The 14,958-nt window shown below is 41.0% G+C and carries 16 protein-coding genes; 8 read left to right on the plus strand and 8 right to left on the minus strand.

Translation table 11 applies throughout. The features are described 5' to 3' along the window. Window positions 1–51 precede the first annotated feature (51 nt). Window positions 52–930 carry an energy transducer TonB gene (locus B9T26_RS03985; protein WP_086198509.1) on the minus strand — a complete coding sequence of 293 codons (879 nt, stop codon included), beginning with the start codon at window positions 928–930 and terminating at the stop codon, window positions 52–54. A gap of 240 nt (window positions 931–1,170) precedes the next feature. Here B9T26_RS03985 and B9T26_RS03990 point away from each other — a divergent pair, with 240 nt between their 5' ends. From B9T26_RS03990 to B9T26_RS04000, 3 genes are all read left to right on the plus strand, one after another. After that, the gene (locus B9T26_RS03990) at window positions 1,171–1,851 is read left to right on the plus strand and encodes a hypothetical protein (protein WP_086198510.1); all 681 of its coding nucleotides are present in this window, start codon (window positions 1,171–1,173) and stop codon (window positions 1,849–1,851) included. 164 nt (window positions 1,852–2,015) lie between these two features. Next, entirely contained in the window at window positions 2,016–2,729 is a 714-nt protein-coding gene (locus B9T26_RS03995) for a DUF3108 domain-containing protein (RefSeq protein ID WP_086198511.1), read from the plus strand. Window positions 2,730–2,820: 91 nt separating this feature from the next. Next, entirely contained in the window at window positions 2,821–3,396 is a 576-nt protein-coding gene (locus tag B9T26_RS04000) for a xanthine phosphoribosyltransferase (protein WP_086195739.1), read from the plus strand. Between the two features lie 393 nt (window positions 3,397–3,789). Here the strand turns inward: B9T26_RS04000 and B9T26_RS04005 are convergent, their stop codons facing one another. The 3 genes from B9T26_RS04005 to B9T26_RS04015 form a co-directional block, all read right to left on the minus strand. Beyond that, window positions 3,790–4,401: a hypothetical protein gene (locus B9T26_RS04005; protein ID WP_086174424.1), complete on the minus strand. Its 612-nt coding sequence runs from the start codon at window positions 4,399–4,401 to the stop codon at window positions 3,790–3,792. An 87-nt stretch (window positions 4,402–4,488) separates the two neighbouring features. Then, window positions 4,489–5,679, minus strand: a complete 1,191-nt coding sequence (locus tag B9T26_RS04010) for a CsgG/HfaB family protein (RefSeq protein ID WP_086198512.1) — start codon at window positions 5,677–5,679, stop codon at window positions 4,489–4,491. Beyond that, entirely contained in the window at window positions 5,673–6,050 is a 378-nt protein-coding gene (locus B9T26_RS04015; protein ID WP_086174426.1) for a hypothetical protein, read from the minus strand. The genes B9T26_RS04010 and B9T26_RS04015 overlap by 7 nt, the downstream gene beginning before the upstream one ends. Before the next feature lie 877 nt (window positions 6,051–6,927). Between B9T26_RS04015 and B9T26_RS04020 the strand changes: the two genes are divergently transcribed. Next, a complete protein-coding gene (locus B9T26_RS04020) occupies window positions 6,928–7,287 on the plus strand; it encodes a hypothetical protein (RefSeq protein WP_086198513.1) in 360 nt (119 codons plus the stop codon). A 141-nt stretch (window positions 7,288–7,428) separates the two neighbouring features. Here B9T26_RS04020 and wrbA read toward each other — a convergent pair whose 3' ends face one another. After that, entirely contained in the window at window positions 7,429–8,025 is a 597-nt protein-coding gene (gene wrbA / locus B9T26_RS04025; RefSeq protein ID WP_086198514.1) for an NAD(P)H:quinone oxidoreductase, read from the minus strand. A 114-nt stretch (window positions 8,026–8,139) separates the two neighbouring features. Here wrbA and B9T26_RS04030 point away from each other — a divergent pair, with 114 nt between their 5' ends. Further along, complete coding sequence (locus B9T26_RS04030) at window positions 8,140–9,387, plus strand: YihY family inner membrane protein (protein WP_086198515.1); 1,248 nt, start codon at window positions 8,140–8,142, stop codon at window positions 9,385–9,387. A gap of 58 nt (window positions 9,388–9,445) precedes the next feature. Here B9T26_RS04030 and B9T26_RS04035 read toward each other — a convergent pair whose 3' ends face one another. Then, window positions 9,446–10,384, minus strand: coding sequence for a DMT family transporter (locus B9T26_RS04035; protein WP_227518760.1), 939 nt, complete (start codon window positions 10,382–10,384; stop codon window positions 9,446–9,448). Window positions 10,385–10,488: 104 nt separating this feature from the next. Between B9T26_RS04035 and B9T26_RS04040 the strand changes: the two genes are divergently transcribed. Beyond that, window positions 10,489–11,295, plus strand: a complete 807-nt coding sequence (locus B9T26_RS04040; RefSeq protein ID WP_086198516.1) for a helix-turn-helix domain-containing protein — start codon at window positions 10,489–10,491, stop codon at window positions 11,293–11,295. Window positions 11,296–11,378: 83 nt separating this feature from the next. Further along, the gene (locus B9T26_RS04045; RefSeq protein ID WP_086198517.1) at window positions 11,379–12,164 is read left to right on the plus strand and encodes a tetratricopeptide repeat protein; all 786 of its coding nucleotides are present in this window, start codon (window positions 11,379–11,381) and stop codon (window positions 12,162–12,164) included. Window positions 12,165–12,227: 63 nt separating this feature from the next. Here the strand turns inward: B9T26_RS04045 and B9T26_RS04050 are convergent, their stop codons facing one another. Both B9T26_RS04050 and B9T26_RS04055 read right to left on the minus strand, forming a co-directional pair. Further along, the gene (locus B9T26_RS04050) at window positions 12,228–12,908 is read right to left on the minus strand and encodes a fumarylacetoacetate hydrolase family protein (protein ID WP_227518765.1); all 681 of its coding nucleotides are present in this window, start codon (window positions 12,906–12,908) and stop codon (window positions 12,228–12,230) included. Further along, window positions 12,905–13,402, minus strand: coding sequence for a YcxB family protein (locus B9T26_RS04055; RefSeq protein WP_086198519.1), 498 nt, complete (start codon window positions 13,400–13,402; stop codon window positions 12,905–12,907). The genes B9T26_RS04050 and B9T26_RS04055 overlap by 4 nt, the downstream gene beginning before the upstream one ends. A 177-nt stretch (window positions 13,403–13,579) precedes the next feature. Here B9T26_RS04055 and B9T26_RS04060 point away from each other — a divergent pair, with 177 nt between their 5' ends. Beyond that, on the plus strand, window positions 13,580–14,884 hold the full coding sequence (locus tag B9T26_RS04060; protein ID WP_413772758.1) for an SRPBCC family protein: 1,305 nt from the start codon (window positions 13,580–13,582) through the stop codon (window positions 14,882–14,884). Window positions 14,885–14,958: the final 74 nt, after the last annotated feature.

Here is a 14,958-nt window from a genome sequence, read left to right on the forward strand (position 1 = left end):
ATCAAAAACCGTGATTAGCAATTTTTACAAAGCAGATGAAGCGCCATACAATCAATGTACTTCAAACTCAGCTTCAGCCGGATCAAAACGCCAGGTACGTACAATACGCAGCTCTGAAATATCCTTCATTCCCCGATCAAAGCTGCCAAACGGCGCTGCCTTGCGTACTGAAGTCTTTGCCGCTTCATCCAGCAAACTATGCCCCGAACTTTCAATCAGGCGAAGGGCACGAATCCCGCCGTTTTTATTCAAAATCACCATTAACCGGACCTCTCCTGCGAGGCGTTGCACTTTCGCCGCATCGGGATAATAACGGTTGCCGTAAAATTCAACCTTTTCGCGGAATTTTTCCAAATAAGCCGCTGAAATGTCCTGCTTGGCTTGAATACCATCCACCGTTTTAATTTTTTGCTGGCGACTGAAATTTTGCTGACGTTGCAAATATTGTGCTTCCAGACTTGCGACCATCGCCGCTTTGGCCTGAAACTGACTATTCAGTTCCTGCATAGCTTTTTTGCGCTGATTCTGTTCTGCTTCCTTTTTCCAGCTTAAGGTAGTCATCAACACTTTTTCTTCAAAACTTAATTCGCGCTTTTGCTGTAAACGTTCCAAAGTTTCCTGTTGCTGTTGGCCGGCACTTTGTTCAGCCATCGCAGCAGGCATATCGCTTGACATACGATGCGCTTCACGGAAAGTTCCGGAACCTTGCTGATCTGCCTGTGCCAGAAAATCAGCCTGTTCTACCTTGTCCTGACTTGGACGTAAGCTGACAGCAATTTCTTTGACTGCGGCATCACTTTCTTGAGGCATGGCAAATTGCAAGGTCAAAATAATCAAATGCAAAAGAGCAGCCAAAATCACTGCGCTTGTGAAAACTGGATCTTTCCACCATGCCTGCATTAAAGGTGCGAAACTGATTTTCTTAAGCATCACATTAAACCGACAAAAAGTCAGGTTCCCCAAACTGCATAAAAGCAGTATAAAATAAACACAGCGTCTACTTTTGAATGAAAAAACGAGAACTCAATCAACAAGCGACCTGTAGACAATTAAAATCATGAAAATGGTGCAATTAATTTTGCTAAACTGCAAGATCGAATATCTGTATTTTTAATACTTTCGACAAAATCTATCGAAGTTTAAAAAGATTAACTCGCTGGGATGCCTTATATGCAAACGCTACTGTCCAATATCTCTCAACGTATACGCCAGGTATACCAAAAGGCAGAAGGATTTATTGAGGATGAGCGTGAATTTCCCCTATCTCAAGTTTTTTTAAATGCGACTTTTCAGCGCTTTGTCACCGACAATGTCTCCATGCTCAAAGATCTGCATGCCGACTTGCATGAGGACTGGTTACGTTTATATGCAACGCTGGATGTGAAAGGTTTATACATTACCCTGTCAGTCGATTTGAAACTGGTTCAAATGGAACTGAATAAAGATACCCAGCTGATTGTGTTTGAACAGATCAGCGATACCCAGGTCATTGACGCCAAATTCAAAAATGTATTCCAAAAACTTGCCGTAAAATTTGCTTTATTTTTCTATCAAAAAATACTCAATCAAGACCCTTTGGGCATGATTCTTGAGAAGCTGAAAGTTATTAAAGTTAAAGATGACTTGTTACATCTGGATTTAAACCGCTGGTTAGGCAAAAAGCGCTCTATTATTGATACCTTAGCGAAAGTTCATGTCAATCATGCCGTTTTACGTGAAGCTGAACTGGTGGTCATCGGCAATGTCAATCTGACTGCTTTATTCAGAAAAATGTCCGAAGAACCGATGGATGTTTGGGCGAATGAAGAAGAACAGGAAGAAAGCAAAGTCAGTCCAATTAAGCAAAAATAAGTTGAATTGTTTTTACTGATTAAAGTCTGTATTTTTACCTAGAAAAAAACTACATAAAGATACAGATTGAACAAAATTTCGAATTTTATCTTCATAATCAAAGCGCATAATAGGAAGCAACAAAAACTTTATACTTTATCCACCTTTCTAGGAACCCACTACTTATGGCTCACAATGTATTGAAAACGATTGCGTTGGCATCTGGTGTAAGCACTACACTGTTGTTTACTGGTTTCTCAAGCCAAGCATTTGCCATGAGTCCATTCCAGGCAAGTTATCAATTTAGCTATAACGGCAAAAATATGGGTTCGGCAACTCGTACTTTGAGCAAGTCGGGAAATAACTGGACTTATGTTTTTGCTGCCAAAGCAGGTGTTATCGCTTCTGCAACGGAAACAAGTCATTTTAACTTAAATGGTAACAACATCATTTCTAATAACTTTAGCCGCAGCAGCAAAATTTTGGTGCACAACAACACCATGAGCATTAACTTTAATCCGAATGCTAAAATCATTAACACCAAGAAAGATGATAAGGCACGTTCTTTTGCTTGGAAATCTGGTGTTTTGGACGAGCTAAATGCTGAATTGCAACTTCGTGAAGACTTAAAAGCTTCGGGTTTAAAATCAAGTTATGCGATTGCCGATGCCAAAGAAGTTGAATCACGTCGCTTTGTCAAACAAGGGGTTGAAAAAGTAAAAACCTCTTACGGTACCTTTGACACCATTAAAGTGGTAATGAAACATGATAAACCAAACCGTGATACGATTTTCTGGTTAGCGCCTAAACTTGACTATGCTCCTGTGAAGGTTTCTCACCAAGATGGTAAAACCTCCTATGGTTTACTATTAACAGGGTATAAAGGCGCAACGAATTAATCAATTTGATCAATTTCGCTTGCATTTTTCGAGAGCCTTTTTAAAATACGCTTTTGCTTGAAAAAGCATCTGCCCTTAGAGGAATTCTCCCGTGCACGCACTAGAACAGAAAATCTTAAGTGAAGGTATCGTTCTATCTGATCAAGTTTTAAAAGTTGATGCTTTCCTGAATCATCAAATTGATCCTGTATTAATGCAGCAAATTGGTAAAGAATTTGCTGCGCGTTTTAAAGATGCAGGGATCACCAAGATTATTACGATTGAAGCTTCCGGTATTGCTCCAGCAGTAATGGCTGGTTTAGAACTTGGCGTGCCTGTAATCTTTGCACGTAAATATCAATCTTTAACCTTAAAAGATGATTTATACCGTTCTAAAGTGTTCTCTTTCACTAAACAAATTGAAAGCACCATTGCCATTTCCAACAAGCACATCAACTCTAGCGATAAAGCTTTAGTGATTGATGACTTCTTGGCAAACGGTCAAGCTGCTTTAGGTCTTGCTGATTTGATTCATCAAGCGAATGCTGAAGTTGTCGGTATTGGGATTGTGATTGAAAAATCTTTCCAACCGGGCCGCCAATTGTTACTCGATAAAGGTTACCGTGTTGAATCTTTAGCACGTGTTAAATCTTTAGAAAATGGTACGGTTGAATTTGTTCGTGACTAAGTTTCGAACTGAATTTAAAAAGAGCGCTTAGGCGCTCTTTTTTTTCAGATGTTTTTTTGTACCGTATATTTTATCTGAAGCAGGTATTCTGAGCGATGACTATAAAATTGCAGTGGCTCATATAATTCTAACTGAAATCAGTTTTCCAGCGTCTGCTTCAAATTCAGATACCAGAAAATATTAAGTTACTCTCTTTTTTCTCTAATAATTTGAGTAGAACCTAATCCATAGCCTAGTTTTGGAACGTGTAACTATCGAAATTTCAGACTAAATCTTATTGTGTTGTAGATTGATTGAGTTACAAAGACATACCCAATGAACAATTTTTAATCTAAAATAAGAGGTCTAACTATCCGCAAATAGTTAGACCTTGGATCATATTGAACGGTGGATTTACTTTACAGTCACTGTAATGCTACCGGTGTTCACAGCACCAATAGCAGAAGTTTTGATGCCATCAATATGATTCACTCTTCCATCTACATTTACAGATGCATCAATAGCTGCTGAATTAAAGGCTAAATTCGCAGCCGTGTAATTACTCAAGGTTTCAGAGAATTGATCATAAGTATCAGTATTCAAAGATGTACTGATAGAGCTTTCGAACTCTGATGACCGTTCAGAACGCCATTCCTCCAGACTACGTGCCGCACTTCTTTCAGCATCCAGAGTTGACTCCAATGTCCCCGTATTCACAGCACTCAGATTGCCCTGCTGCAAATTGATACTACCGGTATTGACTGCACCAATTGCTGAAGTTTCTACTGCAATTTTATCTCCCACATTATTCACCGAATTATAACCTCCGTCTACGTTGACCGTTGCATCAATAGTAGCGGTATTGATGGCAAGGTTAAGCGCAGTACCATTCTGTTGGTTATATTGAGATAAAAGACTTAAGGCACCATTTAATCCGGTATCTACAGTGACCTCTTGAGCATTAACCATACTCGCACCGGATAGAAAGGCAACAGATAAGGCGATTGTTTTGATAGTCTTATTCATGGTTATTTCCTTTTTTCTAGTTTTGAAGCACCTCTCGCTAAGTACTTCTTTTTATAATGGGAGCGAGCCCATTTTTTACATATGTTTTTAATCGCGCTGAGTTGTAGACCAATAGTTTTCTATGACTGCTGGATTTGCGTCCCACAGCATCGCGGTCTTCTGTTCTTCTTTTTCTTTATTGCCGTTTTCTTCATTCATTTTGCTTGAAGAGGAACGCTGTTTCTTGCTGATGTATTTAATCAAGTCCTGTTTGCTCATTTCTGGTTCCGCTTCAGGATTTTTAATCACCTCAGATTCTTTATGCTTAGGCGGCTTAGTATCTTTGCTGGGTGAGTTGGTCGACTTATTTTTCTCATCAGATGAATCTGTTTGATGTGAGGATGATTCCAGAAGAGAGCGACTTGAATCCGCGGTGTTGAGTTGCTGGCTTTGCTTGTATTTATGCAGGGCAACAGAACTTCGGGTTAAATTTAATTGACCAAATTCAGGTGGTATTGCGGCACGGCAGCTTTCAAATGTTGCGGGCGGAATGACCTGACTGAGCAACTCAAAAGTGGCCAGATTCAACATTTGGCGCAAGGCAAAGTTTGTCGCTTCTCTCTCCCCTTTTCCGATCTGAATATTCAATAACGTATGCCCAGCAAACCTGCCGGCATTTATACCGTAATCCTGTGCCGCAATTTGCTTTTGCAGTGAGACATTGGCAACGACTTTACTGCTGCGCGTATCTGTCAGAGATAAATCCAAACCCACCATAATTCGGGTTTGACTGTAATTGGGGCCGACACCGCCAATCTGCATGTCCAAACCACCGCCAGGAATAAAATCCAGACTATTAATACTGCCAGTCACATAATAATCCGATGCCTGGATTTGCCTTGGGTCACGAATTCCCCACTTGGCTTCGCTTTCGATAATACGAGGATCACGCCGGTTCAATAAGCTGACCCCAGCCTGAAACAACGCAGATTGCACCATATCTCCGGCACCTTGGGTCACCATTTTGCCACTGCCGCCATTGGTCACCACATCTTTGCCGGTTTGGTCCAGAATCGCTCCTACAGAGAAACTGACATCATTGCGCAGTTGCCCTTTCAGGCAGGATAAGGCCATATCAAAAGGGGTAAAAATATCAGTAATCGGTGGGCCTTGTACCAGACTGACAGGCTCCTTATTGGAAAGCGCCATACCCGTGCACCCGGTCATAAGTTGGCTAAAAATGATGGCGATGCTCACAGAAGATATTTTTCTTCTACTCAACCCAGGAAAATTCAGCATAGCGATTCTCCCGGCTGGGTGCTTAAATTAGGACATTGCTGGTTATTTTGAGTGGTCGTCGAATTTACAGAACCGTCATTGGCAGTATCATTTGAAATGTCTACACCGTTGTTTGAACCGTTTATATTTACATTGCTGGTAGATGAATTAACTGTACCTATAGAACTTGTCGATGTACTGTTTATTGTGGTCTTTCCTAGTCCAGAATAATAATCTGAATCCATGAGTTCGATCAGATTGGCTTGGGTTAAATTCTCACTGGAACGGGTACTTGATGCTTTCCAGCGCTGACTCCACTCATCAGATGTTGCATAAGCGTTGCTCAGAAAACATAAACAAAATAAACCAACATTGATCACTGATATTCTCATAATGTTTACCATCCTTTGATCGAAGATGTTTATTTATTTTTCATTTAGTAATGTTTAATTAGTAATGTTTAATTTATCTAACAAAGATTAAATCACATAAAAAAAACAAAGTGCAAAATTTATCCGGTTTTAGCTGTTTTTTGTTTTTATAATGAAAATATCCTATTGTTTTAATTTAAGAAATGTTATTTATTATTATTTTTTGAATTGTAAGAAATCATTATGTAAAAATTTTTTAAATTTTAAAATTCACATCAAAACTTGATCTAATTAATATATTTTTTATATTAAAACAACAAGAAATTTTATTCAAAAAACTTAATTTATCAAACCGCTTCAATTTTATGGAGTTGTAAACTTTAATTTTATTAGCATACTCACTAAAACCAGAACCATGTCACATTTTCCTAAAAATATAAAAAACTAATCACAATTAAGTTTATTTATATAGAAATTTTGAGATAAATATAGAGTGTGGAAGTAATCTGCCAGAGAGGCGTTATACAGCACTTCCGCTTCAAAACACCTCACGCTACAATCGAAAACACTCGTGTCATTCAGCATCATGGGATAACCAGTGCAGCATATTCATGTTTTGAATTGCCGGACATTCAATTCAGGGATTTTCATCATCTTATGGATCAGCACTACCCAAAAATAATTCAGGGACTGCCAGCATTAGATGAAGAAGCAATATATTTACAACTCAGATAAACTTCTTTGTATTTACTTCTTCTAGAATCAAGTTGGTATGAAATGTTCCTGACATCAGCATTCAGAACAGACATACTGTTTAGCAATATGTGATGAATACCAGCTTATCTGGATGCAATTCCATATCACACATGAGCTTAAGATAAGCAAATATTAATCGTTGATGGAAAAACCTATGCAATGTCCTAAATGCGGATCGTCTGAAGTAGAAAAACGTGATCACGAAAAAAGACTCAAGACCATTAGTGGTATTCTGCTCACCTCTGCTGGTGCAACCGCTGGAACAGTCGGTGGCGCGGCTACCGGAGCTTCAACTGGTGCAGCTATTGGCGCCGTTGCTGGGCCATTAGGGGTTATTTTTGGCGGTACAGTGGGAACTTTTGTCGGTGCTATTGCAGCAGGTGTGACTGGTGGTGTTTTAGGCAATATCTTCGGCAAAAAAGCCGGGGTGATTATCGATAAAAATGTATTTTTAGATTACAAATGCCTGAAATGTAACCATCGCTTTAAAGAAAAAGAATAAATCTTTTAAGTACTCAAATTTTATCTGGCAATAAAAAAAGACCTTTCATTTGACGAATGGTCTTTTTTATATCTATAGAAATTTATGCAATCTTATCCAGAAAGCGTGCCCCTTAAACTTACGCTCTAAATTTAAAACAGATCAGTTTGCCTGTAGTTTTTTTACCACACTGCCCAAGCATTTGCCCTGTTCTTCACACAAGACTTTTTCATCCTGACTCAGGCCCAAATCATGGCGCGGACCACTGACATGGCTGGCACCATACGGCGTCCCCCCCGATTTGGTATTGGATAATGCCGGATTGGCATTCGGCAAGCCCATAATTATCATGCCGTGATGAAACAATGGTGGGAGCATGCTCAGCAAGGTACTTTCCTGCCCGCCATGCATCGAACCTGATGAGGTAAACACACAGGCCGGCTTTTGATGTAATGCCCCATTGAGCCACAGGCTGGTGGTCTGATCCCAGAAATATTTCATCTCACTGGCCATGTTGCCAAAACGGGTCGGAGAACCTAAAGCTAGGCCTGAACAATTGGCCAAATCATCTAAACTACAGTAAATATCTCCTTCGGCAGGAATACTCGGTTCAGCTTCCTTCACCACAGGCGACAAATTGGGCACTGTACGAATTTTTACAGCCATACCTGTAGATTCAATACCATTGGCAATCAAATACGCCATTTCTTTGGTCGAACCATATTTGCTGTAATATAAAACGAGGACATAAGGCTGCATAATTTTGATAAACAAAGTTAAAGATAAAAACTATACGGTATTTTTCCCATTTTTTGGTTAAGCTTGATCATGAAAGTTCATAAAGATGATTAAAAAAATTGAGACTTTATAGTTATGTTAGAAAAGTATTTAAAAAAACTTCCTTTTTATGACGAGACCTGGTTTCAGTTTGTTTTATTTGTAATCAGACGTTTTGAAGCAGATCGTTGCCGTGATCAGGCCGCGTCACTCACCTATACCACCCTGTTTGCAGTGGTACCCATGCTGACGGTTTTTCTGGTCATCATTTCTTCCATTAAAGCTCTGGAACCGGCACGGCAGCAATTACAACAACTGATTTATAGCAACTTCTTACCCAAAACCACCATTGCTTTTGACAAGGCATTTAATGCCTTTACCGATAAATCCAGCAACCTGACTGTAATTGGTATCTTGTTCCTGTTTATCACCACAGTGATGATGCTGACCAGTATTGAAACCGTGTTTAACCATATCTGGCGTGTACGGGAAACACGTGGCGGCATCATTGGCTTTATGCGCTACTGGACCATTATTTCGCTGGGTCCGATCCTGTTAGGCAGTGCCTTTGTGATTTCTTCTACTGTGGCCTCCTTAAATGTGCTGAGCAATAATTTTGCCGGCTATGAGGTCAATGGTGAATTTATCTTGTGGTGCATTTCTTTTGCCCTGACCATTTTGGGTTTTTTCATTTTAAACTGGACCATTCCCAACCGCAGTGTTCCCATTAAAGCCGCCCTGATTGCCGGTACATTTAGTGCGGTAGTGTTTGAATTACTGAAAAATCTGTTTGGCATTATCATGTCCAATTTCACCAGTTATGAAATTGTCTATGGGGCTTTTGCAGCGATTCCGATTTTCCTGTTATGGATTTTTCTGTCCTGGAATATTGTTTTGCTGGGGGTCGAAATCAGTTATGCCCTTACCGCATTTAATTCAGGTAAAGAACAGAAGCGTCATCCCGTGATCATGCTGTTAGACTTGCTTGAGTTGTTTTATAAAAAGCAACAAAGTGGCGAAAGCGTTTCGGATGAAGAAGCCCTAGAAGTTTTGGGCCGTGATGAAATTGGACGCTGGCCCACTTATGTGTTGATGTTAGAAAAGCAAAATCTGGTGAAACGTACTGATGATAATGAATACATTCTTGCGCGTAATTTGGCTCAAGTCGATTTCTGGAGTTTTTATAAACAGTTGCCTTATCCGCTGCCCCTGCGCAAAGATGTCGGCAATATCCGCACAGATGATGAATGGATGCAAAGACTCGGACCGGCTTTGGTCGAATCTGATGATTATCTGGCGGCCAAGCTTTCAATTCCGTTATCGACCATCTTTGAAAAAAGATAGTCCACCCTTGTGTTTATCATTTAATAAAAAAGCCTTCAAACTTGAAGGCTTTTTAGCATCAGATGGCTGACTTGGACTTGCCGATTTGCAATATACGCTTAATCCAGCCATTTAAACTGACTGTCATCACCCCGACTAACACCAGCGTTGTCCCCAAAATAAAATTTAGTTCAATCTGCTCCTGCAGAAACACCACGCCAAAAATCATCCCGAATATAGGCGTCAGAAAGGAAAATACCCCCAAGCTATTGGCCAGGTATTTTCGCAACAACCAGAACCACAGCATCAAGCTAAAAAACGACATGATAAACACATGAAAAACCATGCTACTGATAGCAACGGCCGTCCAATGAATCTCAGTTTGTCCCAATAAAAAAGCCACCGGCAACAAGAATACACAGCCTCCGACCAGCTGATAGAACAGGGTCTGGGTGGGATGTGCATCGGACAGGCGGGTCAGTCTGAGCGAAATAGTGGTGAGCGCCCAAATCACTCCAGCCATCAGTGCCAAAAAATCTCCCCATAAGGCTTGTTGCAGCAATTCACCCGATTGTTGCTCGCGCCCCATAAAGGACAACACGATGCCTGAAAAGGCAATCAAGATACCCACCCACTGGATTAGATTGAGCTTTTCTGCCGGCAGTTTCCAGTGCAAACCCAATGCCACAAAAATAGGCGCCGTGTAGAGCAAAACCACGGTATGTGATGTCGTGGTATAGCGCAAAGCTTCAGCAACCAGAATAAATTCAGCCGAAAATAGAAAGGCCAGCCAAATACCCGGTAACAGATATTCGCGACTGTATAAATGTGTGCCTGGCTTGAGTTGAATGAGAGGTAAAACCAGCAAGGCAGATAAGCCTGAGCGGATGGCAATTTGCATGATGGGCGAGATATCGGCTGCTGCCAGTTTCAGCACCACCTGCTGAATGCCCCAGATCATGCACAATACAATCATCAAACCCGATGCTTGAACATCGAGTGCTTTACGCTGTTCCACCACATTTACTCAATTGATTTATCAGCGCATACTATAATTCTGTCAGAAATAAAATATATAATTTAAAACAGACAACACATCTTCTTATTCAGGCAATTTAGACCATGCCCGCAAAATACAAGAATCATAGCGCTGCGCTAAAACAGCTACCGACCAATGATCAAATTTCCCGTCCGCTGTGGATCAGTTTTCGTGATGATCCGGCATTGTCTGTCTATCCGCTGCATGGGCATGCCTGGGGGGAATTTATTTACGCTTTTAATGGCGTGATGGAAGTCAATATTGATCAGGTGGATTACATTACCCCACCTCCTTATGGCATCTGGTTACCGCCGAATTTAGAACATAGTGGCTTAAACCGCACCGCGGTTTCGCATGCAACCTTATATATCCATGAAAGCTTGTGTGAGCAAATGCCGAAACAGGCCGGTATTTTACTTACTTCTCCACTAGTAAGTGCCCTGCTGCAGCACTTAAAACTGCAATCCTATACGGAGGATTCTGCCGAGCATTTACGCCTGCTGCAGGTTTTGCTCGATCAGCTTCAGCATGCACAGCTCATGGGCAGCTATCTGCCACATTCAGAGCATCCCCTGTTAAAAGAAATTCTGGATTATCTGCATCACAACCCTGCGGATAACAGCACGCTAGAAAGCCTGGCCCAACAGCACAATATGACTGAACGCACCCTTGCGCGCTGCTGCCAGAAAGAATTGGGAATGTCATTAAACGAATGGCGGCAGCGTTTAAAAGTCATGAAAGCCATGTCGATGCTCAATCAAGGCAAAAAAGTGGAGAGCATTGCCTTCGATTTGGGTTATGCCAACGCCTCTGCTTTTATTAATATGTTTAAACGCTGGATGCTCTGCACTCCCGATCAATTTAGGAAAAACAGCCATCCTTATAAATAAAAATTAATTAAAAATCAGTTTATTATTGACTATAACATTGGGTTTTGTATGATGGATTTACAACTCAAAAATTATTCATTTTCATGAAAAACTACTATAAAAAAACCATCCTCAACCTGTGCCTATCCCTCAGTTTATTAACGGCATGTAGCTCACCTGAGCAACGTGCATTCAAAGCTGCTTTAAGCTCTGCAGAAAAAGGCGATGTGATTGCTCAAATGAAAGTAGCAGACCTGTACTTTGCAGGAACAGGCACCGAAAAAAATATAGATGAAAGTGTGCACTGGTACCATAAGGCTGCTCAACAAGCCAACCCCCAAGCCTTCTCTTGGCTGATGGAACAAGCCTACAAGGGTAATCAAGTTGCTGCAAAAGTGATTCATGACATGCAAAATGAAGGCAATATTTTTCTTGCGCATTGGGTTTTAGAGTCGGCTAAACAAAGCAATGACCCCAATGCACAATATGCCGTAGCTTGGATGTATGACACCGGTAAAGGCTTGATCAAAGATCCACACCAAGCTCGAATCTGGTATGAAAAAGCAGCCAAACAAAATAATGTATTAGCCATTAAAGCACTGGGTAATCAGCATTATTTTGGTGAGATTGAACAATCCAGCAATGCAAAGGCAACGGAATATTTAACTTACGCCGCGGAAAAGGGTAAAGATGCCGATGCTGCCATGAAAATGGCACATTATTATCACTATGACGTCCGTGATCCAGAAATGGCCAGACAGTGGTATGTCAAGGCAGGTGCGCTCGGTGATGCAGATTCTCAACGAATGGCAGACACTTATGATGAGTGGAAAAACACTGGCCCATTACAGCCAAATGATCCTCCCACCGGTTCTCAACATGAAGAATGAGGGGTCATAAAAAAAGGCTGCATTAAAGCAGCCTTTTTATCTGTAAGATCATGTTTAAATGCGTTATTTCACAAAAGTCTTCCAGACAAATTCTTGTGATTGACCTTGTAAAGTCATTTTCAATTGATCACCCGCTTTTAATGCCGCCACACCTGCTGGGGTACCGGTCATCACCACATCACCTTCTTCCAGGGTAAAGACCTGACTGATGTCTGCAAGCAAGGTTGCAATATCAAAAATCAGCAACGAGGTATCGCCGGTTTGACGTAGCTCATCATTAACATGAAAAGAGTAATGTACATCTTTCCAGTCTTTAATTTCTGAAAGCTCGACCCAGTCTGCCAAAATGCATGAACCGTCAAAGGCTTTGGCACGCTCCCAAGGCTGACCTTTCTTCTTTAAGTCATCTTGTAAATCACGTAGCGTTAAATCCAGGCCTAAAGTTACCGCACCCACAGCTTCCAGCGCCTTAGCAGGATTGGTCTCCGCTTTTAAAGTGCGGTCAATCCGCAGGCTGAGTTCACATTCATAATGGCAATTGCCCCAAGCCGGATTCCAGGAAATCCCTTCTTGTAATGCCGTTAAAGCACTCGGTGGCTTGATAAATAAAACCGGACGATCAGGAATGGAATTGCCTAATTCTTTGGCATGGTCTGCATAGCTACGACCGACACAGACAATCTTCGATGGACGAGTATTCATGATCTTCCCTTTTATTTCATTGTTACGGTATTTAAGGCTTATTTTTTGAAAGTATTTTCAAATACGGTTTGATCGGCCGATTGCTCAAAAGCACGTTTTGGCACAATTATCACGGTACGATTTTTCAATTCAATCATATAAGTCAGCTTGCCTACCGCAAAGTTTTGTACTTCATTGTAGTTGAAAATTTGCTTGCGGCCGTTAGCATAGATTTCTGCATAATCCTGAAATAATTCGATGCCCTGTTCACTTTTACCAAACTGATATTTCACAAATTGGCGCTTAAACATCATCGGTAAAAACCAGTAACGCATCAGCAATTGTAAAATCAAAAAGAACGCGCCGAGTGCAACATAATAGCGGCCTACACCATTAAAACCGAGGTAAAAACCCCAGATAATAATGCCGATACTCACCAGTGGGGTAATAAAACGGGTAATTTGCTTTTTACCAAAAGTCGCAAGGGCAAAACCATCTTGTGATTCTTCCAGGCTTAAGGAATAACGTAGCGATACTGCCGGCTTGGTTTCTGACATGACTGATCATCAAATTATTACAACAATTGTGCTAGATATTACACCAGATTCGCTTATTTCCTTATTGTTTTTACTCGCCCCATTACAACCAAAATTACATAAGTTTGCTTCACAATGGTTTGGAAATTGATTAAAACATCAGCACTCACTCAGAAAAATGCATAAACAGGATGTGATATGCCCAACAATAAAAATAAATGCTGTTTGCTGATGCTGTGTTGCCTGATCGGCACGCAAGTCTCAGCTAAAATTATTCCATGGAAAGAACAGATTCCAAGTAGCCTGAGTGTATTTCAGGGCAAGGCGCAACTACTGGCAGACTTAACTGCAAACTCTATTTTGATTTATGCACATCCTGCGCAATCCATTACTTTACCCACGCTAAAAAATCAGCAAAGCATGATCGGTAAGTTTTATACCGGTGCGGTCGTAGTTCCTACAAATAGCCAGAATGTGGCCAGACTTTTAAGCAACTACAGCCAATATAATGGACTATTTCCGGTTTTGAAATCTGCAAAGGTAGTGGAGCAACAAGACAACATTACCCAGATGAAATATCAAGTCTCTATCCCCACCCCTATTCCCGTATTGAACTTTAAAGAAAATGTGGTGATGCAGCATCATTTAACTGCAAATAGCATTTCCAGCATTGTACTGGATGCTCCCATTCCTTACGGTGCGGGCAAAATTGAATGGTTTGATTTGGGCAGTAATAAGACTTTAATTACCATTACCCAATGGGGCGATCTAAACCATCCTAAAGGCTTTTTATTCAGTACCATTTTGAATGCCATTCCAGAGGCCAAACTCGGCATTCCCTCGGGCACCAACGCTTTTTTACTCGAAGCCTTGCAACAACGCTTTAAAACGACCACGGCGCAAACCTTAAAAGTGGGTGAATTACCTGAGGTGCAACTGGACGCAGCTCAGGTACAAAAAATTGCGGCACTGAGTCAATTCTCACAAGAACCGGTTTCGTTCATCTTGCCGTCGAATAAAGTGCCTTATCAGCATGGATTGGAAAGCTTGCGCTTTAGCAGCAGTTATCAATATTTTGCCAAAAGCCCGCAACAGTTACAGCATTGGCTCAATGCTCCATCCTTTCAGGAACTTTTTCCACGCCAGATTAAAGACATCGACATCAAAAAAGTGGATCCCAACACCTTTGACGCAGACTATAAAATTTCAGTCGGCTTAGGCGTCATCAATATTCCATTCGATTTCAAGTTGCGTTTTGACTATCCCAACAGTCGGGAAAATGAGTTTCATGCCGTTGGAGGTGATTTACAGTTTGTGAAAGGTGGAATGCAGCTGATTCCACAAGGTACAGGCACCTTATTCAAGGTCACCAGTGCCATGAAAATTCATGACCAGGCGCCGTTTTTACTTCGGGCGATGCGGAGCATGCCTTATCATGACATGTTGCCAGCCTTGGGGGGTAATACCGTATTGGCATTAAAGATTAAGCAGAAAATGAAATAATTGTTTAACATATTTGATTTATTCTAGGCACAAAAAAACCGCAATTAAGCGGTTTTTTCCAGTTTTACATCTGT

This window comes from Acinetobacter sp. ANC 4169 (assembly GCF_002135355.1).
In the GTDB taxonomy this organism is placed as follows: domain Bacteria; phylum Pseudomonadota; class Gammaproteobacteria; order Pseudomonadales; family Moraxellaceae; genus Acinetobacter.